This window comes from Mycobacterium asiaticum (assembly GCF_001673365.1).
Taxonomy (GTDB): domain Bacteria; phylum Actinomycetota; class Actinomycetes; order Mycobacteriales; family Mycobacteriaceae; genus Mycobacterium; species Mycobacterium asiaticum_A.
Map to the genome: position 1 here is coordinate 22,405 of NZ_LZLS01000197.1, position 26,536 is coordinate 48,940.

19 protein-coding genes are annotated in these 26,536 nt (G+C 64.3%); 14 read left to right on the forward strand and 5 right to left on the reverse strand.

Features of this window, described 5'->3' with window-relative positions:
• Positions 1-2 precede the first annotated feature (2 nt).
• Positions 3-5,006 (reverse strand): non-ribosomal peptide synthetase, encoded by a 5,004-nt coding sequence (locus A5634_RS22640; protein ID WP_065146272.1) that lies wholly within the window; start codon positions 5,004-5,006, stop codon positions 3-5.
• 43 nt (positions 5,007-5,049) lie between these two features.
• The gene (locus A5634_RS22645; protein WP_065146273.1) at positions 5,050-6,009 is read right to left on the reverse strand and encodes a methionyl-tRNA formyltransferase; all 960 of its coding nucleotides are present in this window, start codon (positions 6,007-6,009) and stop codon (positions 5,050-5,052) included.
• Between the two features lie 212 nt (positions 6,010-6,221).
• Between A5634_RS22645 and A5634_RS22650 the strand changes: the two genes are divergently transcribed.
• The 4 genes from A5634_RS22650 (at position 6,222) to nbtC (ending at position 12,096) form a co-directional block, all read left to right on the forward strand.
• Positions 6,222-6,809 carry a GNAT family N-acetyltransferase gene (locus tag A5634_RS22650; protein WP_253861832.1) on the forward strand — a complete coding sequence of 196 codons (588 nt, stop codon included), beginning with the start codon at positions 6,222-6,224 and terminating at the stop codon, positions 6,807-6,809.
• Between the two features lie 138 nt (positions 6,810-6,947).
• Positions 6,948-7,706, forward strand: a complete 759-nt coding sequence (locus A5634_RS22655; protein ID WP_065146274.1) for a thioesterase II family protein — start codon at positions 6,948-6,950, stop codon at positions 7,704-7,706.
• A 2-nt stretch (positions 7,707-7,708) separates the two neighbouring features.
• Positions 7,709-9,019, forward strand: coding sequence for a polyketide synthase (locus A5634_RS22660; protein ID WP_065146350.1), 1,311 nt, complete (start codon positions 7,709-7,711; stop codon positions 9,017-9,019).
• A gap of 17 nt (positions 9,020-9,036) precedes the next feature.
• Entirely contained in the window at positions 9,037-12,096 is a 3,060-nt protein-coding gene (gene nbtC, locus A5634_RS22665; protein ID WP_301337126.1) for a nocobactin polyketide synthase NbtC, read from the forward strand.
• 25 nt (positions 12,097-12,121) lie between these two features.
• On the opposite strand, the gene A5634_RS22670 is transcribed toward nbtC, so the two are convergent.
• Positions 12,122-12,325: an MbtH family protein gene (locus tag A5634_RS22670; protein WP_065146275.1), complete on the reverse strand. Its 204-nt coding sequence runs from the start codon at positions 12,323-12,325 to the stop codon at positions 12,122-12,124.
• The gene (gene mbtG, locus A5634_RS22675) at positions 12,306-13,589 is read right to left on the reverse strand and encodes an NADPH-dependent L-lysine N(6)-monooxygenase MbtG (protein WP_065146276.1); all 1,284 of its coding nucleotides are present in this window, start codon (positions 13,587-13,589) and stop codon (positions 12,306-12,308) included. The genes A5634_RS22670 and mbtG overlap by 20 nt, the downstream gene beginning before the upstream one ends.
• 188 nt (positions 13,590-13,777) lie before the next feature.
• On the opposite strand from mbtG, the gene A5634_RS22680 reads away from it, so the two are divergent.
• From A5634_RS22680 to A5634_RS22700, 5 genes are all read left to right on the forward strand, one after another.
• Positions 13,778-15,412: a (2,3-dihydroxybenzoyl)adenylate synthase gene (locus A5634_RS22680; protein WP_253861835.1), complete on the forward strand. Its 1,635-nt coding sequence runs from the start codon at positions 13,778-13,780 to the stop codon at positions 15,410-15,412.
• Positions 15,413-15,614: 202 nt separating this feature from the next.
• Complete coding sequence (locus A5634_RS22685) at positions 15,615-16,043, forward strand: hypothetical protein (RefSeq protein WP_065146278.1); 429 nt, start codon at positions 15,615-15,617, stop codon at positions 16,041-16,043.
• A gap of 41 nt (positions 16,044-16,084) precedes the next feature.
• Positions 16,085-16,483 (forward strand): MmpS family transport accessory protein, encoded by a 399-nt coding sequence (locus A5634_RS22690; protein ID WP_065146279.1) that lies wholly within the window; start codon positions 16,085-16,087, stop codon positions 16,481-16,483.
• Positions 16,480-19,323 (forward strand): RND family transporter, encoded by a 2,844-nt coding sequence (locus A5634_RS22695; RefSeq protein WP_065146280.1) that lies wholly within the window; start codon positions 16,480-16,482, stop codon positions 19,321-19,323. Before A5634_RS22690 ends, A5634_RS22695 begins: the two co-directional genes overlap by 4 nt.
• A gap of 61 nt (positions 19,324-19,384) precedes the next feature.
• Positions 19,385-19,984, forward strand: coding sequence for a hypothetical protein (locus A5634_RS22700; RefSeq protein ID WP_155769669.1), 600 nt, complete (start codon positions 19,385-19,387; stop codon positions 19,982-19,984).
• A gap of 4 nt (positions 19,985-19,988) precedes the next feature.
• Here A5634_RS22700 and A5634_RS22705 read toward each other — a convergent pair whose 3' ends face one another.
• Positions 19,989-21,008, reverse strand: coding sequence for a serine/threonine-protein kinase (locus A5634_RS22705; RefSeq protein WP_172831760.1), 1,020 nt, complete (start codon positions 21,006-21,008; stop codon positions 19,989-19,991).
• A gap of 54 nt (positions 21,009-21,062) precedes the next feature.
• On the opposite strand from A5634_RS22705, the gene A5634_RS22710 reads away from it, so the two are divergent.
• The 5 genes from A5634_RS22710 (at position 21,063) to A5634_RS22730 (ending at position 26,536) form a co-directional block, all read left to right on the forward strand.
• Positions 21,063-22,139 (forward strand): WD40 repeat domain-containing protein, encoded by a 1,077-nt coding sequence (locus A5634_RS22710; RefSeq protein ID WP_081290600.1) that lies wholly within the window; start codon positions 21,063-21,065, stop codon positions 22,137-22,139.
• Positions 22,140-22,302: 163 nt separating this feature from the next.
• Complete coding sequence (locus tag A5634_RS22715; protein ID WP_065146284.1) at positions 22,303-23,160, forward strand: SDR family NAD(P)-dependent oxidoreductase; 858 nt, start codon at positions 22,303-22,305, stop codon at positions 23,158-23,160.
• A 51-nt stretch (positions 23,161-23,211) separates the two neighbouring features.
• A complete protein-coding gene (locus A5634_RS22720) occupies positions 23,212-24,120 on the forward strand; it encodes a reductase (protein WP_065146285.1) in 909 nt (302 codons plus the stop codon).
• A gap of 14 nt (positions 24,121-24,134) precedes the next feature.
• Positions 24,135-25,625 (forward strand): flavin-containing monooxygenase, encoded by a 1,491-nt coding sequence (locus A5634_RS22725; RefSeq protein WP_065146352.1) that lies wholly within the window; start codon positions 24,135-24,137, stop codon positions 25,623-25,625.
• Positions 25,622-26,536 (forward strand): MerR family transcriptional regulator, encoded by a 915-nt coding sequence (locus A5634_RS22730; protein ID WP_065146286.1) that lies wholly within the window; start codon positions 25,622-25,624, stop codon positions 26,534-26,536. The genes A5634_RS22725 and A5634_RS22730 overlap by 4 nt, the downstream gene beginning before the upstream one ends.

Genomic DNA, 26,536 nt, shown 5'->3' on the forward strand with positions numbered 1-26,536 from the left:
CGCTAATGGTTCTGCCAGGAGGCGGTTAACGCGGCCAGCGCGTCGGCGTCCAGGCCCGACGCGCTCATAGGGGCACTCGACGGTGGAACATCGTGCTCGTCAGACGATTTCGCCGTATCCGCGGTGGCGGCATCGGTTGCGGCAGCCACCTCGGCGATGGTCATATGCTCGAACACCATCGCCGGTGCCAACGCCAGACCTTGCGCGTTGGCGCGGGCCGACATCTGCACGGCGATGATGCTGTCGCCACCGAGGGCGAAGAAGTTGTCTTCGCGGTCGACGTCGGTGATTTCGAGCAACTCCTCCAGTAGGCCGATCAGCGCCCGCTCGGTTTCCGCTGAACCGCCCGTGGCCGGGAGTGCCGAAACAGCCTGCGCGGGGGTCGGCGGTGCCAAGAGTTTGTCCATGACTTCTGTTGGCAGCAGCTGCAGCTCAGAGATCGCCCGGTCCGGTGTCATCACGAACGCATCGAGCACGGCATTGAGGGCATCGGAAAAATGGTGAACCGTCGCTGGTTCATACAGGTCGGCGTTGGCGACGATCCGCACCTCAAGCTCTCCGCCCGTCGTCACGTTCATGCTGACGTTCAGATCCAGCAGGGAGACATCGAACTCCATCGGGAGCGCCACGATCACTGTTCCACCCCCAGCGGTGAGGTCGCGGGGCGCCAGCGCCCAGTCCTCTGCCCGGAAATGAATGGAGCTTTGGAACAGCGGGTGGTTGCGCGATCGCGAGCGCGGCGGGTTGAGGGCCTCGACCAGTCGGTCTATCGGCAATTCCTGGTGCGCCAACGCATCGAGCACCATTTCACGGCAACGCGCCAGCATGGTTCGCAGACTCGGGTCACCCGTCAGGTCGTTGCGCAGCGTCACCACGTTGGCGAATGGACCGTCGACGTTCGTGATGGCCAACTCGCCGCGGGCTGCGACCGGGCTGCCGATGGCGATGTCGGTGCCGCCGCCGACGCTATGCAGCAATACCGCGAGCGCGGCCTCGTAGAGCATGAACTCACTGGCTCCGGTTGCATCCGCGAACTGCGCCAGTCGCCCACGGCGAGGCGCCGGCAGCGTGAATGTCGCTATCTGCGCCCGTCTTCCGATTACCGGTGGGCGCGCGTGGTCGGCAGCCATGGAGATTTCGGCGGGCAATCCGCGCAGCGCGTGGCACCAGAAAGCCAATTCGGACTGCGCCCACTCGCCCGGCACATCGAAGGTATCTCGTTGCCACTGTGCGTAATCGGCGAATTGAAACGGCAACGCATCCCACTGTGGTGCTTGACCGGTCAGTCGCGTCCGGTAGGCCGTGATCAGGTCTTCGTAGATGACACCGAGCGAATTGTGATCGGTGACGATGTGATGGATAAGCACAACCAGAACGTGCTCTTGCGGGCCGAGCACCAGCAGGGTGGGCCTGATCATCGGCCCCGCTTCCAAGTCGAACAGATAGCGGCGCAGGTCGGCGATGGTGTCCTCTACCAGGTCCGCCGCGACCTCGGTGACCGCGAGATCCAACTCTACGTTCGGCCGCACGCACTGATACGGCATGCCTTCGTGGTCGACGAAAACCGTGCGCAACGCCTCGTGTCGCGCCACCACGTCATTGAGGGCGGCGGTGAGCGCGGCAGTGTCCAGCGGACCGTCGATGCGCAGTGATAGCCCGAGATTGAATACGTCGTTGGCACCGCGCATCCGGTGTTGAAACCACATGGCCAGCTGCGAGTAGGACAACGGGGACCGCTCAGATCGACCCACTTCGACCAGCGGCGGTCGAGAATGCGTTGCGGTGCTTGATGATTCGACCAGTCGGCCGGCCAGCCCGGCCGGGGTCGGCGTGTCGAAGACGGCGCGGACGTTACACTCCGCGTCGAATTCCGCTCGGATCTGCGCGACCAGCCGGGCCGCTAGCAGCGAATGGCCGCCGAGGTCGAAGAAAGAATCGTCGACGCCTACGCGCTCAAGGCCGAAGAGCCGTTCGAAGATCGAACACATCCGTCGCTCGGTGACCGTGGCCGGCGCACGGTAGCTGCGCGCCGCGACCGGAACCGCTGTCGGCAATGCCCGCTTGTCCAGCTTCCCGTGCACGGTCAACGGGATCTCCGGGATTACCGCAAACGCACCAGGCACCATGTATTCCGGCAGCAGCGATGCGGCATGTGCGTGTATGTCGCCCAGATCCAACTGCAGCAAGGTGCCTGACTCGCTTGCCATTACGGGCACCACGTACGCAACGAGCCTCGGCCCGACCCCATCTGCCGAATCCTCGGTCAGAACCAGGCTGTGTCGCACCGACGGATGCGTGGCGATCGCCGCCTCGACTTCACCGAGCTCGATCCGAAAGCCCCGCACCTTGACCTGCTCGTCGGCGCGGCCGACGAATTCCAGTTGTCCAGTCCCGTTGCGCCGCACCAGATCACCGGTGCGATACAGACGCATACCGGGGTTGAATGGGTCGGCCACAAAGCGTTGCGCGGTCAGGGCTGGACGGCCGAGGTACCCGCGCGCCAGCTGAGCCCCGCCGAGGTAGAGTTCGCCGACGACTTCCGCGGGCACCGGATGCAACTCCTGATCCAGCACATAGGTATAGACGTTCTGGTTGGGTATGCCGATCGGCACCACACCCGTGCCCTGCGGCCCCTCGACCGGCATGTGCGTGGCGCAGATGACCGCTTCAGTGGGGCCGTAGTGGTTGCGTAATTTGGCGTCGAAGTAGCCGGAGAATTTATCGGCCACCTCACCGGCCAGCGCTTCCCCCCCGACCGGCACCTGGGTCAGTTGCCGCCACTCTTTCACCTGCGGCAGCAGCAACAAGGTGCTCAACATCGACGGCACCATGTGCAGCACGGTGACGCCGTGGCGGCCGATCAGGTCGGCGACGTACGGAATGTCATTGAACGCGTTGGGTTTGGGCACCACCAGGCGCGCACCGATGGACAACGAGGCAAAGATCTCCATCAGCGACGCATCGAAGCTCACCGAGGACGACTGAAACACTCGGTCGGTGGCCGCCAGGTCCCACTCGGCGAGGAAGCCCGACATGTGCTCGGCGATCGCGTGGTGTGGCACCGCCACGCCTTTGGGCTGCCCCGTGGAACCCGACGTGTAGATGACGTAAGCCAGGTGCTCGGGACGCAGCGGGCGGATCCGGTCGGCGTCGGTGGGCGCGTTGTCCGGCATCCCGGCCGCGGCTGATTCCGCCTCACTCAATTCCGGTTGTCCGAGAACCAGTTTGGGGCGCGCATCGGTGACCAGGTACTCGATGCGATCGTCGGGAAACGCCGGGTCGATCGGCAGGTAGGCGGCACCGGACTTCAATACGGCGAACATGGCGACGACGAATTCGACCGAGGTGGTCATGCGTAGACCGACGATGTCCTCGACGCCGACTCCCCGGCTGATCAGCCAGTGCGCCAAGCGGTTTGCCCGGGCGTGCAGCTCGGCATAACTGAGATCGACACTGTCGGATGCCAACGCCACCGCCTCGGGGGACGTGGCTGCGGCCGACTCCAGCGCGGCGAGGATGGTGCTCGCCGGGGTTGGGACGAGTTGACCGTGCGATTGCGCCAGTACGTCTTCGCGCTCTCCGGGACCGAGCAGGTTCAGACTCGCGAGCCGATGTCCGGGTTGGCTGAGCGCGTTGTCCAACAGGTGACGATAGTGCGACAGCATCTGATCGACGAGCGGGCCGGCCAGCACCTCGGTCTGGTATTCGAACTCGACCTTGGTGCCATCTGGGTCGAGCACCACGGCCAGCGCGAGCGGTACCGGAGCGGTGACCGCGCCGAACTCGAGCTGATCGGCGATGACCCCGTCGAACTCCAAGCCCGTCACGCTCTTTCGCATGCTGAAGCCGAGCCGAACCAGCCCGTCCATCCCGTCGTGCCCGGCGGATCGCTGCGGATTCAGCTCGCGCACCACGCGATCCAGCCCGACCGATTGACGGGCGAAGGCTCCCAGGCAGGTTTCGCGCACCGCGTCGACCAGTTCGGCGAAGCTGTCCTGCGGTCGCACGGTGATGCGCAACAGCAGCGTGTTGCCGAAGTACCCGATCGCGCCTTCGGAGCCGGCCCGTCGCTCGGTTACCGGAATGGAAACCAGAAAGTCCGATGCGCCGGTATAGCGACGAATCAGTGCGCCGTACGCCGCCAGCAGAACCATGAACGGGGTCGCGGACCGGGCGCGAGCGAAAGTTTCGAGCTGGCCGACCAAGTCGGTGGGTATCCCCCGGGTTAGCCGTTGCGCCCGTTTGGACGCGGTCAGGGGTGCCGAGCCGGGCAGTTCCAGCGGATCGGGCAACGGCAGCAATGTATTACGCCAGTAATCGACGTCCGCGTCGGACGTGCCGGCGGCAGCCGCCAGCACTTCGACGGCAACATATTGCGCCGCTTGACCATTCGATGCGGTGGCGTGGTACGCCGAATTCAGGTCGTCGAACAACACGGCCCAGGAATCGTCGTCCCAGCAGATGTGATGCACCACCAGCAGCAGGACGAACTCGGTCGGACCGGTAAGCAGCAGCGTGATCCGCAGCGGTAATTCGGTCGTCAGATCGAAGGGACGACCGAATTCATGCTGCGCCATTCCCTCAACAGTTTGCGGCTTACCGGTCAAATCGACTGTTTGCCCGACTATCCGAAAAGGTATCTCGACGTCATCCTGGAAGACCTGGTACGGCTCGCCGTCGGTGCCGAGGCCATAGGTGGTGCGCAAGATCGCGTGCCGCGCAATGACAGTCGCGAATGCGGCGCGCAGCCGCGCCTCGTCGAGGGCGCCGGTCAGCCGGTAGGCGACGCAGATATTCAGCGTCGTGTCGGCGGGATCCATGGCCTGCACGAACCACATCCGTCGCTGGCCGGCCGACAGGGGGTAGTGCTGTCCGGCCGCTGCGCCGGTCAGACTGGGGGGCAGACCGGAAGCCTCGGACGCAGCAGAGCTTGCCCCGCTTTCGGCGATGCGCTTGCGCAGCAACTCGCGGCGGCGCTCCTGCATCGTCTTGGCATCGTGTGCCATGGTCGGTCTCACTCCTGCCATCGGGACGCTCTTCTAATCTGTCTCACACGGCCTGTGGCCAGGAAGCACTTTCCGACGTGAGATAGCCTCCGCGCGCAAAGAACTTGTCGCCACTGTGCTCTACGCCGTCAGCGCTTCGAACCAGGGTTATCACCAGCGCATGATTGTGGCCGCGAAACGCTTCCGGCCCGGATACCACCGCGCCGCCCCCTTCTTGCACAATCACCCGTCCCGTGGTGCCTCCGTACCGGGCTTCGGAGACCCGCGCCTGCAGCACCTCGATCCGTTCACCGCGGTAGAAGGCAAACGGCCGCGGATACGGGTCGGACAAAGCGCGCACGAAGCGCTCGAGATCGGCGGCCGGCCAGTTCCAGTCGATCAAACTGTCGCGCTCAGAGCGCTTGTGGTAGTACGTGCGGGCCGCTGTGTCCTGCGGCCGCCATACCGGAGCACCGGATTCCAGCGCGCTCAGCGCCTCCCGAACCGCGCCGGGAATGAGGTCCATGCCGCGCAACACCAACTCGGTGCCGGTATCGGTGGGACCGATGGGCAGTGCGCGTTGTACCAGGATGTCGCCGGTGTCCAACCCGTCGTCCATGCGGTGCACGGTGAGCCCGAATTCCGTCTCCCCGCTGATCAGCGCCCACAGCACGGGGGAAAAGCCGGTGAACTTCGGCAGCAACGAGTCGTGCAGGTTCAGCGTGCCGTGGGGCGGGAGGTTGTACAGCTCGGGCGGCATCCAGGTGTACCAACTGTTGACCACGATCACGTCGGGTTCGGCTCGGCGCACCAGTTCGATGGTTTCAGCGTCGACCCGGTCGGTCAGATGCACCGGAATGGCATGCTGGCGCGCCAACTCCTCCACCGACTCCGAGAAGATCGCCTTGTAGGACTGCTCGCTGGCCGGATGTGTCACGGCCAGTACCACGTCGTGGTCGAGGTCGATCAGAGCTTGCAGGGTCTTGCGTCCCCAGGTCTGAAATCCGAACGACACGACGCGCATCGCTGTCCCCTCCATTTCGTCACCCGCAGCCCCGTCAGCGGGCACCACTGACCGTCAGCAGATTATGTTAGCCTTCGCTAAGTTGCGCGACCGGTGCGGCACGGCCATGCGCCTGGCGCGGTGAGCGCGGCAACAAGACCACGACTGGCCCGCGGCTAAGTGAATTGCCCACAAGTGCGACGTGAACGACGTCGGTGCGGGAAAATGCGCTGGTGGCAAAAGCGACGCGAGCAAACCCACCGGGTCTGCTGTACCGGCGCGCCACACCCGAACACGATGGTTTTGCGGGATTTCCGGGCACCTTCTCGCTGCGTTCGCTGGACCTCGACCGCGATCTCGACCTGATTCATTGCTGGATGAACGATCCCGAGGTGGCCAGGTACTGGAAAAAGCCCTGGTCAAGGGACCGAATTGCGTCCTATTTGCGCGACCAGCAGCTCAGCACGCACTCAACTCCCTATATCGGCGAGCTGAACGGTATCGCGATGAGCTACTGGGAGCTATACCGTGCCGATCTCGACGAGCTGGCCAAGTACTACGAAGCCCGCGCGCACGACATCGGAATCCACATGCTGCTGGGACCGGCCGAGTACCGCGGCCGGAAGCTGGCAGTGGACCTGTTGCGGGTGATCTCGTCCTGGCAGTTGGACGCCGATCCGTTGGCAACCCGGATCGTCGGCGAACCCGACGCCACCAACGTCCGGCTGATCCGGGCGGGTGAGCTTGCCGGCTTCCGGCGCCTCATGGACATCGAGCTGCCAACGAAGCGGGCGGCCTTAATGGTCCGCGAGCGGGACTGACGTCTGGACGAATACCGAGGTCAGACCCTCTTACCCGGCAGGCCGAGCCTCGACTAATTATGTTAGCCTTCGCTAAGTTGCTGGCTCACGAGATCGTTACAGCCCGGGCACGCGAGGGCACACGAGAGGTAGGACCGCATGCCGCGCCCACTGGGTTGGATCAGGCAGTTCCATCAAGCCGATTCACCCGAAAGTCCGACACTTCTGGTTTTCCCGCACGCCGGGGCAGGAGCATCGGCGTACCGATCCTTCTCCAAAGCGCTGAGCAAGAACTTCCGCGTCCTGGTTTTCCAGTACCCGGGGCGCCAGGACCGGGCGGGCGAACCACCCCTGCTCTCACTACCCGAAATCGCGTCCGGCGCGTTCGACGAATTCGTCACTTCGGAGCACAACCAAGGCGGCCCGATCGTCGCTTTCGGGCACAGCATGGGCGGCTGGGTTGCGTTCGAGTTCGTCCGGATCGCCGAATCCCGGGGCATCGATGTGCACCAACTCAACGTCTCGGCGGCAGTAGCGCCGGGCAATGCGATCACCAAACCGCCGCATCCGACGGACGACGAGTCGATTCTGAATCACCTGACGGCGCTGGAAGGCACGGACTCCGACGTCTTCGGCAACCGCGATCTGATGCGCCTGGCGCTTCCGGTCATCAAGGCCGACTACCGCGCCTGCGACGCCTACTCCTGCGGCGACGACGTCAGCGTTGCCGCCCGAATCCACGCACTCGGCGGCGACCAGGACCCGATCGTCACTCTCGGCGACCTCTACGGCTGGGGCAAGCACACCGACAGCCTCGAAGTCACCATGTTCGACGGCGGGCACTTCTTCATCAACGAACATCTCGACGACGTCGCCGAGTTATTGGCCACGTACGCGCACCGCGAGCAGACGCCGTGACCCTGGCGGCCGCGACCGACCCGGTCGTCATCTCGGGACTGGCCGTCGAGGCGCCCGGTGGCATCGACACTCCCGCCGCCCTGTGGCATGCATTGTGCGACGAGCGCGAGTTGCTGTCGCCGTTCCCCCGCGACCGCGGCTGGCCGGTCGAGGAACTGCTGTCGCTGTCCGAGCTCGACGGCTGGGGACAAGTACCGGATTCCGGCGGATTCCTGGACGGCGCAGCCAAATTCGATCCGCCGTTCTTCGGCATCACGCACCGCGAAGCGCTCGTCATGCACCCTCAGCAGCGCGTCGCGATGCGGGTCGCCTGGAAAGCATTGGAAAACGCGGGCATCAATCCCGCCTCACTCGAGGGTGAATTCGGCGGCTGCTACATCGGAATGTCGATGACCGAGTACGGCACCCGCACTGCGGTGGCCGACTCCTACACGGGTCACCGGACCGTCGGCATGGGCCAACTGGGCGGCGCGGGCCGCATCTCGCACAGTCTGGGATTGACCGGCCCGTCCATGTGCATCGACTCCGCCTGTGGATCCTCCTTGACCGCCCTGCAATTGGCGGCCAACGCGATCGCGATGGACGAGTGCGAATGGGCGCTGGCCGGTGCGGTGTGTGTGCTTGGCTCCCCGGCCGCCTTCTTCGAGTTCGCCAAGCTGCATGCCCTCTCCGACGACGGTCACTGCCGCGCCTACGCCGATGATGCCACCGGCACCGTGTGGGGAGAGGGCGCGGGAATGGTTCTCGTCGAACGGGAATCACGCGCGCGGCAACTCGGGCACCGGATCTACGGACGCATCCTGGCCGTCCGCACCAACCACAATGGCAAGGGCAAGCCGATCCTGGTTCCCCGGGTGCGAGCACAGGAGCAGGTGGTTCAGAAGACGCTCGATGCGGCGGGTATCGATCCCGCTGACATCGGAATGATCGAAGGGCACGGCACCGCAACGCTCGCGGGCGACCCCGTGGAACTGCTGGCGTTGTTCAAGACGTACGGCGCGGGCGGATCCGAGGCGTTGTTGGGTTCGATCAAATCGAACGCCGGTCATGCGCAGGCAGCTGCCGGAATCCTGGGACTGATCAAGCTGCTGCTTGCCGGCGAGCACGGCCACATTCCCCCAACCCTGTTCTCGGACAACCCAACCAAGAAGTTGGACTGGGATCTCACCGGCATCCGCATGGCTAGCAAGCTGACCGAATGGCAGCCCAAAGACGGGGTTCGTTACGGCGCCGCGTCATCGTTCGGCGCCGGCGGAGCCAATGCCCACGCAATCATCGCGATGCCCTGCCAGACCCCGGAGGGTGACACGTGACAGCGTCTGACTACCGGCTGCCCAACGGCGCCATTCCCGTTCTGCTGACATCGGATTCGCCCGACCTGCTCGCGGGCGAGGCCGCTGCCGTGCTGGCCTACGTCGATAATCACCTCGGTGTGACGTTAGAGGCCGTCGCGGGCATGCTGTTCCGCACCCGAGTCGCCCGCAAGCACCGCGCGCTGGCGATGGTGCACGACCGCGATGAACTGATCCTCGCCCTGCAGGCGGTGGTCGACGGACTCGAACACCCCTCGGTGATGCGCACCGAAACAGCGGCCACCGCGCGCCGCCAGGCGTATGTCTTTCCGGGACAGGGCAGTCAACGCCCCGGAATGGCAAAGCTTTTCTACGACGCCATCCCGGCGTTCCGCAGCGAAGTGGACCGCTGCGCCGCCGCCTTTGCGGACCTGTGCGGCGAATCGCCCCTGAATTACCTTCTGGGCGAGAGCTTTGCGAGCACGGAAGCTAGCCAGGACGTCCCGACATTCAATGCCAGCACGGTCCAGCCCGCGTTGTTCGCGCAGATGGTCGGTTTGGCCGCGATGTGGCGGTCATTCGGCGTTGCACCCGCTGTCACGGTGGGGCACAGCCAGGGTGAGATCGCCGCGGCATACGTCTCCGGCCTGATCACGCTGACCGATGCGGTCCGCATTGTGGCGATACGTTCCCGCGCCGCAGACGAATTGGCCCCCGGTGACTACGCGATGGCCGTGGTCGCCGCCAACCGCGAAACCTGCGAAGAACTACTTGCTCGTTGTCCCGGATGGGCTCAGGTTTCGGTGGTCAATTCTCCAAACATGACCGGTGTCTCAGGTGGTCGCGAAGCGGTGCAGAGCCTCGTCGCGACCTGCACCGAACGCGGCATCTTCGCTCGGGTCATCCCGGTGCAGTACCCCGCCCACACCGGTCTGATCAGCGACCTCGACGAGCGCATACGCACCAGCGCGCAACGGGAATTGGAGAACCCGAAGTTCCTGGACACCGACGTTGCCTGCATCGGCGCCACACTCGGCGGTCCCATCACGCAAGAAGTGCCGGTCGACCAGTACTGGTTCTGGAACCTGCGTAACACCGTTCGGTTCGACAAGGCGATCACGGCGGCACTGGAAATCGGCAGCGACACCTTCGTCGAACTCGCCGAACATCCGACGCTGCAGCTGGCAATCCAGGAAAACCTGGTGGCCAAGAGCGGCCAAAGCCCGGATGGCTCGACGATTGTGGTTGGCACGTCCAACCGAACGGCACACGATCTCGACGACTTCACCCGCAATCTGGTGCGAGCGGCCCTGCATGACCTGGACTACTCCTGGGAAGCCCTGGCCACCGAAACCGACGGACCCGCGCCACTTCCGTTGCGCGACTTCCCCAATACGCTGATGAACGAGATCACGCTCTGGATGCCCTACGAGCAAGGCGCCTCGTCCATCGCACGAAAGCCGGCCCCACCGCCGCATGCGGGCACCGAAAGCACGCCAGCACGGTTGCTTGCGGAGAAGTGGGTTCGACTGTCTCGGCGTTCACTGGTGGCACCACGGACCATCGGCATCATCGACCACACCGGTGCTTGCGCGGATCTCGCGGCGGCGCTTTGCGCCGTGGCCGGCGATGTCGGTGCCACGGCACACCTCGTCGGCGATGAGAACACGACTGCGAGAACAGATTTCGATACTTACGTCATTCTCCTTCCGCCCCCGGCGCAGCTTGACGCCGCTGGATCCGTGGCCGAGCTTGCGAACTTCTTTGCGGAGCGGACGTGGTGGCGCGGAGTCGGTGCGGGGGTCACCGACTGCTGGTTGGTGACCGTCGGCGGCGAATCGGTGGTCGCCGACGATTTGGGACCGAATCTCGTGCACGCGGCAGCCAGTGCCGGCTTTCGCAGCATAGGGGCCAGATACCCGGGCACACGTTTCCGGCATCTCGACCTGTTGCCGGCCGGCGCTGTGGAAGCGGTGACGATTCTGGCGGCGCTGCACACCGCGCAGGAGTCCGAACTTGCCCTGCGCGGCGGCGTCTTGTACGCCAAACGTGTTGTGGACGTCGACCTTCCGGCGTCCGGCCCCCAGGACCGACCCGCTCGGCACGTACTCATCGTCGGCGGCACCGGCAAACTCGGCTTGGAATTCTGCGAGCACTTCGCCCGTGCCGGCACGCCCCGGATCACCCTGGTGAGCAGATCGGGCGAAACCGCCGCCGTTGCAGGCAGACTAGCGGACATCCGCTCGGCAACGTCGGCGCAAATACAGGTCGCGGCCTGTGATCTGGCCGATGAAGCGGCGGTGTCGGCGCTGGCGCAGCGCGGGGCGCCGGCCGATCTGATCATCCATGCCGCCGTGGAGTATTCCGGGATCGAGCTAGAGGAGATCACCGCGGACAAGGTTCACCAGGCGTTGCAGGCCAAAGTCGTCGGGGCCGCACGGGTGGTGCACACTTTCCCCCGCACCGAGAACTGCCGGGTGCTGCTGTGCTCGTCGATCTCGGCGAGTGTCGGCGGTCGCGGGTTGGCGCTTTACGCCGCGGGCAACCGGATGCTCGACGCGCTGGCGCAACAGCTCAGCTCGGAAGGCCTGGACTGCATTTCCGTGCAGTGGGGCCACTGGGATGTGCACCTGGACGAGTCTGGTCTGGCCACGCTGTCCAGCCTCGGCGTGGTACCGATGCGTCCGGCCGAAGCGCTTGCGGTGGATGTGCGCACGCTGCCCGGAAACGCGATCGTCGCCGCCTTCGACCTCGACCGAGCCCGGTCGGTGCTGGAAACTTGCGGTCGCAGTTCATTGTTGGCGCAGATCAGTGCCGCGTCGGTGGCAGCGTCCGGGCCGATTGAGCGCTCCGTTGCACCGAGCGAGGCACAACCCGGTCTGGCGGGGCGGTTGGTGGATTTACTCGCTCAAGCCATCGGCGTCGCCAACGCCGACATGATCGACACCGCGGTACCGATGGTTGCGATCGGGCTGGATTCGCTGCAGGCGTTGGAGTTTCGGCGTCGGGTCAAGGCTGAGCTCAACCACGATCTTGAGGTTGCCGATCTGCTCGGCGGGGCGTCGATCGCGGAAGTTCTGGCCAAGCTCGACGCCTAATCGGCGTCCATTAGTCGGCGTTTGATTAGTCGACCCGCAGGCTGGCAGGACGCATGTCGGTCCAGTTCTGCTCGACGAAGTCCAGGCAGTTCGACCTTGTGTCCGTACCGAAAGCTACGTCCCAGCCCGCCGGAACGTCAATCGACGATGGCCAAAGACTGTGCTGCCCTTCGCTATTGACCAGTACCAGAAATGTGCGGCTGTCGTCGTCAAACGGATTGATACTCACCGCTTCTCCCGCTTCGGGACGTCACGGCGGCCGCGTCTGCACCCAGCACCCGGTCAGACAGCAACCCCAGACAGCTCAAGTTCGGGAAGCCCGGCCCCTGGTTGAGTCCAGACAGGTTGGGCAGCACCAGCTTCGGGGTCACACCGGTAACGGCTAAGTCGTGGCCGATCGACTCTTCCAGGCGTTCACCGCTGAGCGGTCCGCCCAACCCCAGTTCCAGCATGTCCAGGGCATCCTGGCTCAACAACGGCAAGAACCACAACGCGTCGGCGCCGGATCCGTCGATGACGAGATCGAATTCGTGCACGCTTTCCCGCATCTCGCCGTGTTCGGTTTGCAGCGTGATCCGGATTCGCTCGTGCTGGTCCACCACGTTCGCGACGCGGCCACGCAGGTGCTTGATGCGCTCGTCGGCCAGGAGCAGCTCCTGCACCCGCGCCGAGAACACGCCCCGGTCGGTTCGGGCGATGCAGTCGCGGCGTTCGGACAACGTCAGGGTGCGCCATTGGGTGGGATCGGAGAACAGCGAGTTCTCGAAATATCCCTCACCCCTGGTGAACAGTGTCGCTTGCGGTGAAATCGCCGTGATAGTCGAAACCCGGTGGTGGAAAAGCTCGTTGAGCATCGACGCGGCGGTCTCTCCGCCGCCGATGACGGCGACATTCTCGGCCACGATCCGGTCGTGAGACGACGTGCGCTCCCAGAACTGTGCGATCGACAGCATCCGGGGGTCACCGGAGAGGATGGACCGTTGCGGCTGACCGGGGCCGGTGATCATCACGGCATCGCAGAACAGGTTCTCTTCGCGGGTGTGCAGCTTCCAGCGCGGACCCTCGACCGCCATCTGAATCAGTTCGCCGTGAACGACTTTCAAGCCGACCATGTCGGCGACCCAACGCAAATACCGTGACCAGGTGTCGTGCGTCGGCGCCGGCCTGCCCCGATCCACCCAACCGACGAACTGGTCCATCGCGATCAGGTAGGCCTGCCAGCTCCACCGCATCATGCGTTCGTCGATTTCGGCATCGCGACCGGGCAGCAGCGCCGACCGGTAGGGGAAGCCGACGTCTTTCTCCGGGCTGGTACCCAAGCGCTGGCGGCCGTCGGTCCAGCCGCCTCCGGCGATCCAATTAGCCGCAACCCCGGAGCGTTCGATGGCAACGACATCGGGCGTTTCGACGCCCAGCTCGCGCAGCACCGCCGCCTTGGCGGCCACGGCTACCGCTTTCGCCCCCGCCCCGACGATCGCGAGAGTCTCAGTCATTTCCCCCCGCAAACCGGCCCGGGGTCGCGTGGTGGCATCCCCCACTCGCCGGCATGCCAGCGATTGATGCCCCTCCCACTACCCCTCCCTCCGTCGCCTTGCTTAGCTCAGGCTCACCTAACTTTCAGTACGCTACCCTATATCCGCGGGGCGCACACCCTTGCCCCGAGGAAGCGATTCAAGTGCCTATTTCCGCTGGCCCGTCGGGGGGTCACCCCCCGCGCTCCGCGTCGCTGGACGGCTTCGTTGCATTCGATCCGCAACGAGCGGCGGCATATCGGGCCGCCGGCTACTGGTCCGGCCGCCCGCTCGATTCGGTGTTACGGCGCGCCGCGACGATGTGGCCAGATCGCCTCGCGGTAGCCGATGCCACCAGCAGCCTGCGCTACGCCGACCTGGATGCGGCGGCGGACCGCGCCGCCGCTGGGTTCGCCGCGCTGGCAATCGCCCCCGGTGACCGCGTGTTGTTGCAACTACCCAACTCGTGCCGGTTCGCCGTCGCGTTTTTCGGGCTGTTGCGGGCCGGCGCGATTCCGGTGATGTGCCTGCCCGGCCATCGGCTGGCCGAATTGAGCCACTTCGCACAGGTCAGCGGTGCGGTCGGACTGGTTGTCGCCGACAGCGCGGGAGGTTTCGACTACCGCGCGATGGCGGAGCGGCTCGTCGCGGCCCATCCCCAGTTGCGCCATGTCGTCGTCGACGGAGACCCGGGACCGTTCCGATCCTGGGCGTCACTACCCAGCGGCGACGTCCCGACCGTGCCGGTCGACACGTCCTCCCCCGCACTGCTGCTGGTGTCCGGCGGCACCACCGGCCTACCGAAGCTGATTGCGCGCACTCACGACGACTACGTCTATAACGCCGTAGCCAGTGCGCAGCTCTGCGGACTCGACGAGACCGACACCTACCTGGTCGCGCTGCCCGCGGCGCACAACTTCCCGTTGGCATGCCCGGGGATTCTGGGCGCGCTGAACGTCGGTGCCACGGTCGTGTTCGCCAACGATCCGAGCCCTGAGTCGGCGTTCGCGACGATCGAGCGCCACGGCGTCACGGTCACCGCGCTGGTGCCGGCGCTGGCCAAACTGTGGGCCCAGGCCTGCGATTGGGAGCCGGTCACACCGAAGTCGCTGCGGCTGTTGCAAGTTGGCGGAGCCAAGCTGGAACCCGAGGATGCTCGCCAGGTGCGTGACGCGTTGACCCCGGGACTGCAGCAGGTTTTCGGCATGGCCGAAGGTTTGTTGAATTTCACCCGGCTCGACGACCCTCCGGAGCGCGTCGAGAATACCCAGGGCCGCCCACTCAGCCCGGCCGACGAGGTGCGCGTCGTCGGTGCGGACGGCCAGCCGGTGGCACCCGGCGACGAAGGTGAACTCCTGGTGCGCGGTCCCTACACGATCAACGGCTATTTCCGCGCCGCAGCCGACAACGAACGCAGCTTCGACGGCGCGGGCTTCTACCGCAGCGGCGACTTGGTCCGAGTCCGCGACGACGGCTACCTGGTGGTCACGGGCCGAGTCAAGGACGTCATCTGCCGCGGCGGGGAAACCATTGGCGCGCAAGACATCGAAGAGCATTTATTGACTCACCCGTCGATTTGGTCGGTCGCGGCGGTGCCGGTGCCCGATCCGGATCTCGGTGAAAGAATCTGCGCCGCTGCGGTTTTCGATGGCCCGTCGGCAACGCTCGCGGAGCTGAATGCGTACCTCGATCAGCGCGGCGTAGCCACTCACGCGCGCCTTGACCAGCTGGTGGTGCTGCCGTCATTGCCCACCACGCCGATTGGCAAGGTCGACAAGAAAGCCATTGTCGCGCAGCTCACCTAGTGCGCGCCTAGTGGCGCGAGCTAGTGCGCGGCCTAGTTGCGCGAGCAGACGCAGAATCGCGTTGGAGCTTTTGCTCCAGCGCGATTCTGCGTCTGCTCGCGCAACCTCGGGACAGCTCGCGCAACCTCGGGACAGCACTTGTGAACTTGCAATAGGAGACGGTAATGTTCACTAAATTCGGGCGGCTGAGCGGAAGACTGCGATGAGGGATGTGGGTTTATTCGGTTTGTTGACGATGGTGTCGCTGGCGCTGCTGCTGGTGTCGGCGTCGGTGGCCTTTGTCTACGTCCGACGGTTGAGCAACCGGACACCAACGCCGATCAGCACAGAGATCGGCAGCGCGAAAATGGTGCTGGACAAACTGCGCAAACAGAAACCGATGTCTGACGACGAACTGGGTTATGCGAGGCAGGTCGTTGCCGACCGCGGGTCCTTGCTGGCCCTGTCGATCCCGGTCACTCTGTTCATGCTCGGCTCCTTCTACGTCTTCGGCAGTCTCGAACACCTGCACGGGGCACCGCCTTCCGAGCGGACTTTCCTCGGTCTGATTCCGATGCTGACCTCCACCAGCCTCGCCCTGCGGATGCTCAGCAGTGCACGGCTGAAAAGACGTCTGCGAGCCCGCGCGTGAGAACGCGTGCAACGAGCAGGACGGTCCTGGCGCGAGCCTGGATGCCATTGGTCGCGGTCGTGGTGATCGGTGTAGGCGCGCTGGGCATGTGGAAGGTGCACCAGATGTCCGAGCCGGCGCCGGTCATCACGGTCAACGGCCCGCAGGCACCCGAGCAGTTCACACCCAAACGACTCACCTATGAGTTGTTCGGCTCCGTTGGCGACGGAGGAAAGCTGGTGTATGTGGACGTCGACGGGCATCCGCATCAGTTCGACTTCGCGACGTTGCCGTGGTCGCACACCGAGACCACCACCCTCACCGTGATCTCGGGCAGCGTCTCGGCACACAGTCGTGGCGGCCGCCTCGGTTGCCGGATTCTGGTCAACGGCGTTGTGCGCGACGAGCAGTCGAGCACCCACGAGGATGCCGACGTCATGTGCCGGGTGAAGTCGGCATGACCCAGCATCGGGCGAAACGACCCCTCATCCCAAGAGCGGTACGCGCTTTGGCGATACCGATCATCGTCTTCTGGGCCCTGCTCGCCATAACGACGAACACTTTCATGCCCCAAGTGGAAAGAGTCGCAGAGGAACTCGCGGGCCCGATGGTCCCGCACTACGCGCCGTCGCAGCGCTCGATGCTGCACATCGGTGAAAAGTTCCGCGAATCGACCTCGACCAGTCTGACCATGGTCGTATTCGAAGCCGACCGGCCACTGGGCGACCAGGACCACCACTACTACGACGACTTGATGCGCCGGCTCAAGCAAGACACTAAACATGTGCAGTACGTGATGGATCTGTGGGGCAAACCGATCACCTCGGCCGGAGCGCAAAGTGTAGACGGCAGAGCCACTTACGTGCTGCTACGTCTGGCCGGTGACATCGGCCAGATCCAGGCGAACCAGTCGGTCGAGGCGGTACGGGACATCGTCAAGAAGGACACTCCCCCACCCGGGCTCAAGGTCTACGTCAGCGGCGCGGCGCCACTGGCCTCCGACACGCTGGGGATCGCCAACGCCAGTCTGAACAACGTCACGATCGTGACGATCTTTTTGATCATCGCGATGTTGCTGCTCGTTTACCGCTCGCTCAGCACGCTACTGGTGCCATTGGCCGGGGTGCTGATCGAGATGCTGGTCGCCAAAGGCATCGTCGCGACCCTGGGACACCTGGGTTACATCGAACTGTCGTCATTCGCCGTAAACATCGTGATTGCGTTGACCCTCGGTGCAGGAACGGATTACGGCATTTTTCTGATGGGCCGTTATCACGAGGCGCGGCAAGCGGGCGAAAGTCGCGAGGATGCGTATTACACCGCCTACAAGGGCGTCACGCCCATCATCATCGGGTCGGGTCTGACGATCGCGGGAGCCTGTTACTGCCTGACTCTGGCCCGACTCAACTACTTCCACACCATGGGGCCGGCAGTCGCGATCACCATGTTGTTCACCATCGCGGCAGCGCTGACGCTCGGCCCGGCGCTGTTGACCGTGGGCAGCCTGTTCGGGCTGTTCGACCCCAAACAGCAGGCGAAGGCACGTTCATATCGCCGCATCGGCGCGAGCGTGGTGCGCTGGCCGGTTCCGATCCTGGCTGCCAGTGCCGCGGTCGTCATGATCGGAGCGGTGTTCGTGCCGACCTACCAAGTGAACTATGACGACCGCGCCTATCAGCCCACGGATGCACCCGCCAACCAGGGTTTCGCCGCGGCGGACCGGCACTTCTCCAAGAGCAAACTGTTCTCCGAAATGCTGATGGTGGAATCCGATCACGACATGCGCAACTCCGCCGACTTCATCTCGTTGGATCGGGTGGCCAAGGCGCTCATTCGCCTGCACGGGGTCGCGATGGTGCAAAGCATCACCAGGCCGATGGGTCGAGCGTTGGAACACGCCACGCTGCCCTACCTGTTCACCACACAAGGAAGCGGGAACGGGCAGCAGCTCCCGTTCAACAGAGAGCAGAACGCCAATACCGATCAGCAGGCAAGGATTCAGGCGAACACCGTCGAGTTGCTGGACCGATTGATCGGCCTGTTCCAACACATGTCCGACGAGATGCACCAAACCGTTCTCACGATGGAGGACATGCAACACGTCACCATGGAGTTGGACGAAGAACTGTCAAATCTGGACGACTTCTTCCGTCCGATCCGCAGCTATTTCTATTGGGAGCGACACTGTTTCGATATTCCGGTGTGCTGGGCATTCAGGTCCCTGTTCGACGCACTCGACGGCATCGACAAGATGGCTGCCGACATCAAGGACGCCGTCGGCTCTTTGGAAGTCATCGACAAGCTACTGCCGCAAATGATTACGCAGATGAAGATCATGCGGGACGACACCATGGCGTTGCAGGCGCTGCTGGTCAACACCTACGGTTCGGCCGATCTGCAGTCCATCCAAACCGATCAGACCTTCGACGACATGATCAACGTGGGCCTCGACTTCGACCGCTCGCGCAGCGACGACTTCTTCTACATTCCCAGAGAGGGTTTCGAGAACGAGGACGTCAAAGTCGGTATGACACTGATGATGTCGCCCGACGGCAAGGCCGCACGATTCATCGTCACCCATGAGGGCGACGCGATGGGACCCGAAGGGGTGGAACACGTCGAGGCATTCCCCGAGGCGATCACCACGGCGTTGAAGGAGACGTCGTTGGCCGGTGCGAGGGTATATATCGGCGGCTCGGGGTCCAATGACAAGGACATCAAGCAATACGCGGCATCGGATCTGTTGATCGCGGCCATCGCGGCTTTTGTACTGATCTTCTTGATCATGATGTTCTTAACGCGAAGTCTGGTGGCCGCCTTGGTGATTCCGGGCACCGTGGCCTTCTCGTATGCGGGCGCATTCGGGCTGTCGGTGCTGGTGTGGCAGCATCTGATCGGCCTGCACCTGCACTGGCTGGTGTTGCCGCTGACGTTCATCATCCTGGTGGCGGTGGGATCGGACTACAACCTACTGCTGATCGCCCGGGTCAAGGAGGAAATCCATGCCGGTTTGAACACCGGCCTGATCCGCGCGCTCGGAAGCACGGGTGGCGTGGTGACGTCAGCGGGTCTGGTGTTCGCGTTCACCATGCTGGCCATGCTCTCCAGCGACCTGCGAACGATCGGTCAGGTTGGTTCGACGGTATGTATCGGCCTGCTGCTCGACACGTTGATCGTGCGTTCGTTCGTGGTGCCGTGCATCGTGCGCATCCTCGGTCCGTGGTTTTGGTGGCCGACGTTCGTGCGGGCGCGTCCCCTACGGCAGCACTCCCGGGCGGCACCGGCGGCGGCCTCCATCTGATCTGGCCTGCAACCCGAGAACCGACGATAATGGCCGAATCGCTAGGGAAGGCGGTGGACCTGTGCAGACACCGGATGGCCGACCAAACGTCGAGATCTGTTTATGGCGTAGTGGGGTCGGTGTTGTCGATGACATCCGACGGGACGGAAATCGGGTGTGGTTCAGCTTCGGACGGCCCGGCGAACCCCCCGAAAACCTTTGGCTGGCACCCGAATACTTCGACCAGAGACTGCGCAACGGAGATTGGGCGGGTATAAAGACGGAAGGCGAAGGGCCGCCCGAACCCGATTGGACGCACTCCGAACTGTGGCGGATGCTTCCCCCTCGGGATGAACCGGTCAAGCATTCGCTGCACATCGAACCGGCCTTTCACTACGGCGTTGGCGAGATCATGGCCACAGTTCATCTAGGTGACGGCCAATCGTTTGCCCGAGTCAGGGAAAGGGACCGCTACCGCACACGCGGCCAATGGCATCTTCCTACGGCCTGGCCGCGGAACACCTACAGCGCGGACCGGCAATGGTCGGACGCCGATGCCCGGCCGCTGCCCTACCAGCTGGAAACGCTGCTGGATTTGTTGCACAGCACCTGGCGGCTGGCCTACTCGATGGTCCGGGACAAGCCGGAAATGTTCGAACCGGAAATCCGTTCAACGTCATGACCTTTCAGGCCCACCCGGCAGCTGCCAAAGCTTGACGCGCCGCCAGCGCGAGGGCACCGGCGCTGTCGTAGCGTTGTTCGGGCTTCTTCGCCATCCCGCGCGCGACGACATCGTCGAAGCCAACCGGGACCCCGACTCGCTCGCTGGGCTGTGGGATTGGCTGCTGCAGGTGGCCGCCGATTACGGCACCCAGGCTGTCGACGGGATAGGGCGGGTCTCCGGTCAGGCATTCGTAGAACACACAAGTCAATGCGTAAATGTCGGCACGGAAAGTCACCATGTCGTCGGTAACGGTTTCCGGGGCCGAGTACGCGTAGTTCATCGGATGGGCAGCGCCAGGGTCGTCGAGGGTCAGCTTGCTGAGACCGGCCAGCAGAATTGCGCGATCTCGATCGGCAAGTATGTTGTCCGGACGGATATTTCGGTGCATCCCACCCTGCGAAGACAACGCATCCAACGCCGCGGCGATCTGGCTCAGCACAGCGACCGCCGATGCGGGCGTCAGCCGGGTGTGTTGGGCGAGAAGGCGATCCAGATCGAGCGCGTCGCTCACCGGCATGACGACGTAGGGCCGTTCGTCGATTTCGCCCCAATCAAGGATGGGCACCAAGTTAGGATCGGCAGCGTGGAGTCGCGCGATGGCCAGAACGTTCCGCGACAGCCGCAGCCGAAATGAGCGATCCGCCGAATGCCGGGCAGAGATGACCTTCAGCGCGACTTTCGCACCGCTGACGGTGTGCTGCGCTTCGTACACTCGGGCGAGCCGCCCGCGACCCAGCAAGCGCAGCAGACGGTATGGCCCGAACTGCGATCCGACTCGGCAGAAGGAGTCGCCGCCGGCGTCGAACTCTTCCTTGAGCCGGGTGAGGGCGCCGGCCATAGTTAATTCGTTTAGTTGCCAAGCACTTTCGTAGTCGACAACGCAGAAGGACGCCGTCGCATCGCGATCAGCGAACCGCACCTGCTGCAGCGAACCATCGCGGTTGCCGAGACAACCGCAGACGGCGCAGCGCGGTGTAACCATCGCGTCAACGTTACAAGTATCGAGGTACGTCGGGAAGACGCCTAAAGTGAACCTGTGTGGCCGGATGATGGGCAGCAAGGCGGGAGCAGGCGACTGCGCGCGGTTGTCGACTTGCACGTGCTGCCGCATCGGTGGCCGCTGGGTATGGGGGTCGACCCCAGCGGCCGTTTTCTGATCGCCGACAGCAATCCGGCGCGACTCTGGGACAGCGCATCCGGCCGCTGCGTGCTGACCATTCCCAACTTCACTGCAGACACCGTGAATTGGGCCTTTTCCGGAACTGGCGATGTCTTGATCACCGGTGGCCGGGACCGTTATGCGCGACTGTGGGACTGCGTTTCCGGCCGGCTGCTTCAGGTACTGCGCGGGCATTGGCGAGGGGTGCGCTGCGTCGCGCTGGGAGCCGACGGACTAACGGCCGTAACGGGTTCCGACGACGGCCGGATGCGCACTTGGGAGGCAACAACCGGACGGCGCCTACAGACGCTGCGCCCGCACGACGGACCGGTCTACTCCGTCGCGGTCGACGGCAGCGGTGCAATTGCGTTGTGCGGCAACAGGGATGCGGTGACGATGTGGGATGCTCGCACCGGCGGTCGGCTACACAGACTCGACAAGCTGGGCGGAATCGCCTGGATCGTGCGCCTTAGCGAAGACGGGCGCAACGCGTTTGCGCTGGCCGACGAGACCATCCGGGTCTGGGATACCGCCACCGGACACCGGATGCATGCCTTTCCGGTTCGTACCGACTGCTGGCAGGCCAGCGCGCTGACCTATCGGGGCGGCGTCGCGGTTATCGGAGGCGTCGACGGAAAGACGACGGTATGGGATGTGCACTCCGGTGAGTTGCTGCACACGCTCGTCGGGCACAGCGGAAAAGTCAGCTCGGTCGCGGTGAGCGCAGATTCTCGAATCGTGCTGACCGGCAGTGCGGACGGGACCGCGCGACTCTGGAATCTGCAATCCGGGCAACGCGTGACGCAGTTCGACGAGCACACCGCATCGGTGGAATCGGTGGCCCTGAGCGCCGACGCTCGGATAGCTGTCACCTGCTCGCAGGACGGGACGCTGCGGGTACGGAAGCTGGACTGGACCACCCAGCCTGGCCAGCCGGGGGAGCCTGCGCAGTAGATAACCGTCGCAGCCGCGCACAACCTTGCCATTGACTAATGTCACCATTTGGTATTGACTCCTTTGTCATGGACGACGAAGTCCCCGACCGCGGGTCGTTGCGCCACGTCAAGCGTTTCATCGTGGACTCCGTGCGGAATACGACTGCGGCGGAGGCGCTTTGATGTTGGGTCCATTGGACAAGCTGCTGAACAAGAAGGTCACCACCCGGGGCGCATTGGCGGTGGTGACCGGCGCCGGCAGCGGCATCGGCGCCGCCTTCGCCATCGAACTCGCGCGTCGTGGCGGCGCGGTCGTCTGTAGCGACATCAACGAGGCGGCCGCCCAACAAACGGCCGATGCGATCATCGAGTCCGGCGCCAAAGCGATTGCGGTGCGCTGCGACGTATCGCAGTTCGAAGACGTCGTCGCCTTGGCCGAACAGGCGCAAGCCTGGTTCGGGGCACCGCCCACCCTGGTGATCAACAACGCCGGCGTCGGTAGCGGCGGCGCGCCCATCGGTGAAGTGTCCCTTGAGGATTGGCAGTGGACGCTGGGTGTCAACCTCTGGGGGCCGATCCACGGCTGCCAGGTATTCACCCCCATCCTGCGCGAAGCCGGTCCGTCCCACGCGCCGCGAGGCATCATCAACGTCGCCTCGGCCGCGGCATTCGGCGCGGCTCCCCGGATGGCCGCCTACAACGTCAGCAAGGCCGGCGTGCTTTCGCTCTCAGAAACCCTGGCTGCCGAATTGTCCGGCACGGCAATCAGAGTCACCGTTCTGTGCCCGACATTCGTTAAGACCAATATCGTCGAATCCGGACGGATCAGCACCGACACCGGCGAGCTGGCCGCCAAACTGATGAGCTGGACCGGGTACAGCGCCGAGAAGGTCGCGCGCGTCTGCCTGGACGCCCACGATCGAGGCGACCTCTATTGCCTGCCCCAGCTTGAGGCCAAGCTCGGCTGGAACATCAAACGACTTGCGCCGGGCGCATATACGCGTGCGGCGGGTTTGGCACTGCGGGTGACCGGTCGCTGAGTCGTCCGTCAACTCTGAAAGGAGGGTCTGGTGACCCGAAAAGGTATCGACATGGAAGCAATGCTCGCCAAGATCAAGGATCGGCAGTGGGCGCTCGCCGATATCGACTGGGATGCGCCGGGGGCGGAAACCATCCGACCCGAAATGCGCCCCAAGCTCAAGGCGTTCATGGCCGATCTGTGCTGGATCGAGAACATCGGCGCCCGCGGCTTCGCTGCGTTGGCCAAGAAGGCACCGAATCCGACCATCGCCGAGATCTACCGGTACTTCCACGCCGAAGAGCAACGCCACGCCAACGCGGAATTGGCGTTGATGAAGCGCTGGGGCATGCTCGAAGACGGCGAGGTCCCCACGCCCAACGTCAACATCCGGTTGGCCATCGAGTGGCTCGACGCCTACTCCGACGACATGCCGTTGTCCGTGCTGGGCACCGTGATTCCGATGCTGGAAGTTGCACTGGACGGCGCGTTGCTCAAGTTCCTGCTGGATACCGTGCAGGACCCAGTCTGTCACCAGGTGTTCGAAAAAATCAACAACGACGAGTCACGGCACATCGCAGTGGATTTCGCGGTGCTGGAGATGATCGGCCATGCCACGGCGCGTCGGCTCGCGATCGAGTTCGTCGGCACCGTGGCCACTCCGGGCCTGATCCTGGGGGCGCTGATGTACGTGCCGCTGCTCAACCGCATTCGCAACGAGATGGCCGGCATGGGCATGGAGACCGAGCGTCTTTTCAACGCCGTCAAGCGGTTCAAGCAACTCGGTGAGCGTGGCGAACGTACCCCGCGGGTGCCCGCGTACAAGGTGCTGAAACGACACGGCGGCTGGGTAGTCAATCCGCGCCACCCCTATCAGCTGTTGGCCAATTCCATGGTCTGGCTATCGGACTTTTATCCCAAACCGCTGCTGCGGCCGATGCCTAGCTGGTCGCGGGAACTGACCCACGAGCCGGCGGCGTAATCATGGGCAAGGCCATGGCCGGCGAACGTATCTACGCCTCGCTCATTATCGGCGCGGGCTTCAGCGGACTGGGCGCGGCGATCCGATTGGCCGAAGCTGGAGTCGAGGATGTCGTGATTCTGGAAAGATCCGACCGGGTGGGCGGAACCTGGCGTGACACCCAGTATCCCGGCGCCAGTTGTGATGTCCCGTCGCTGCTGTACTCGTACTCGTTCGTCAAGAACCCGACGTGGTCGCGAACCTACTCCCCTGCCCCGGAGATCTACCGGCACATCGAAGAGATGGCAACCAGGTTCAATATTCGTCGCCACATCCGGTTCGGCCACGAAGTCACCGCCCTGAAGTTCGACGAAGCCGCCGGCGTCTGGACCGCAACAACCAAGAACCGCAAGCGGTTTCGCGCCCGCACCGTCGTACTGGCCTCGGGACCGCTGTCGGATGCCAGCTTTCCCGACATCCGCGGTCTGGACAGCTATCAGGGACACAAGATCCACAGCGCCCGTTGGGATTCCGACTACGATTTCACCGGCAAGCGGGTCGCCGTGATCGGTACCGGCGCCAGCGCCATCCAGATCATCCCCGAACTGGTGAAGCGAGCCGAGTTCGTCAAGGTCTTCCAGCGCACACCCGGCTGGGTGCTGCCCCGCCTGGATACCGCCACACCGCCCGCGGTACAGGCGTTGTTCGCCAAAGTCCCTGCCAGCCAACAGCTTGCCCGCCAAATGCTGTTCTGGGGACACGAGGCGACCGCGACGGCGATGGTATGGAATACCCCACTCACGTCGCTGGTGGCGCGCCTGGGCCAGGCCCATATCCGCGCGACCGTCAAGGACCCGTGGCTGCGCCGTCAGCTGACCCCGGACTTCGCGCCGGGCTGTAAGCGCATGCTGATCTCCAGCGACTACTACCCCGCGCTGCAGCGGGAGAACTGCAAGCTGATCAGCTGGCCGATCGCGACGCTGAGCCCGGTCGGGATCCGCACCAGCGACGGCATCGAACACCACCTCGACTGCATAGTGTTCGCCACGGGCTACGACGTGCACCTCACCGGGCCGCCGTTCGAGGTAACCGGCCTCGGCGGTCGGTCGCTGGCCGAGGACTGGGCCGGCGGCGGGCAGGCCTACAAAAGCATCAACGCGCACGGGTACCCGAACCTGTTCTTCATGACCGGCCCCAACTCCGGGCCGGGCCACAACTCGCTGCTGGTCTACATCGAAGGCCAGCTCGACTATGCGGTGCGCGGGATCACCACCATCCTGGACAGCGACCTGCGTTATCTCGATGTGCGCGAAGACATTCAGCTTCGCCACAACCGCGACATCCAGCGCCGGCTGACCAAGACGACCTGGATGTCCGGTTGCAGCAGTTGGTATCTCACCAAGGACGGTTTCAACGGCTCGATGTACCCCGGGACCGCCACCCAGTATCTTCGCCAGATGCACAGTTTCAAGATCGGGCACTACGACGCGGTCACCCGGGACGTCGCAGACCGCGTCGGCGCATGACACCCGACCGATCCTCGCGACCCGAGCCGGGCACGATAGCCAGCGTGCTGCACAACGTGCGACGCACGCCGCAGCGGGTTCGTCGCCAATCGCGGGAGTTCGTCGAGGCGGCGGTGACGCAACTCTTCGACGCCGCGGTGCGCCACCCGCACGGCGCCAGCTCAGGTGAGTACCGGATCGAGGAACTGGCCCGGTTGGCCGGCACCACCACCCGCAACATCCGGGTGTATCGCGACCGCGGTCTGTTACCACCGCCGTTGCGGGTCGGGCGGATTGCGCTATTCAACGACACACACCTGACCCGGCTGCGCCTGATCACCTCCATGCTCGACCGCGGCTACACCATCGCCCACGTGCGGGAAATGCTCTCCGCGTGGGAAGAAGGCAAGAATCTGGGCGACGTGCTGGGGCTGGAATCAGCGATCGTGGGCACCTGGACCACCGAGAAGTCACAGACCATGCCGCTGGCCGAGGCGCGCGAACTCGTCGATGACACAACGGCTTTCGATCGCATGGTGGGCTTGCAGATCATCCGCATCGACGGCGACCAGGCCACCATCACCCGGCCCAAACTGATCGAAGCGTTCAACGAGGTCCGCGGCTACGGGGTGAGCGTAGACAAGCTCATTAACCTGCACGAGCAGATCCTGCCCAAAGTCGACGAGATCAGCGATTTGTTGGTACAGGCCGGATTCGAACACGTCGCAGACCGGATCAAGCCCGGCGAAGCGTTGCCCGCCGACGCCGAGGTGGCCGAGCTGATTACCATGCTGGTCCGGTTCCGCACCCAAGCAGTCTCGACTGTCACCGCCACGCTCGCGTCCTCGATCGAGACCAATATCGAGTCACTGGTCAGCCGGCTGCTCTCGGAATACCTGGAGAAGTCAGCCGGGTCCACCCCGGACGGATAG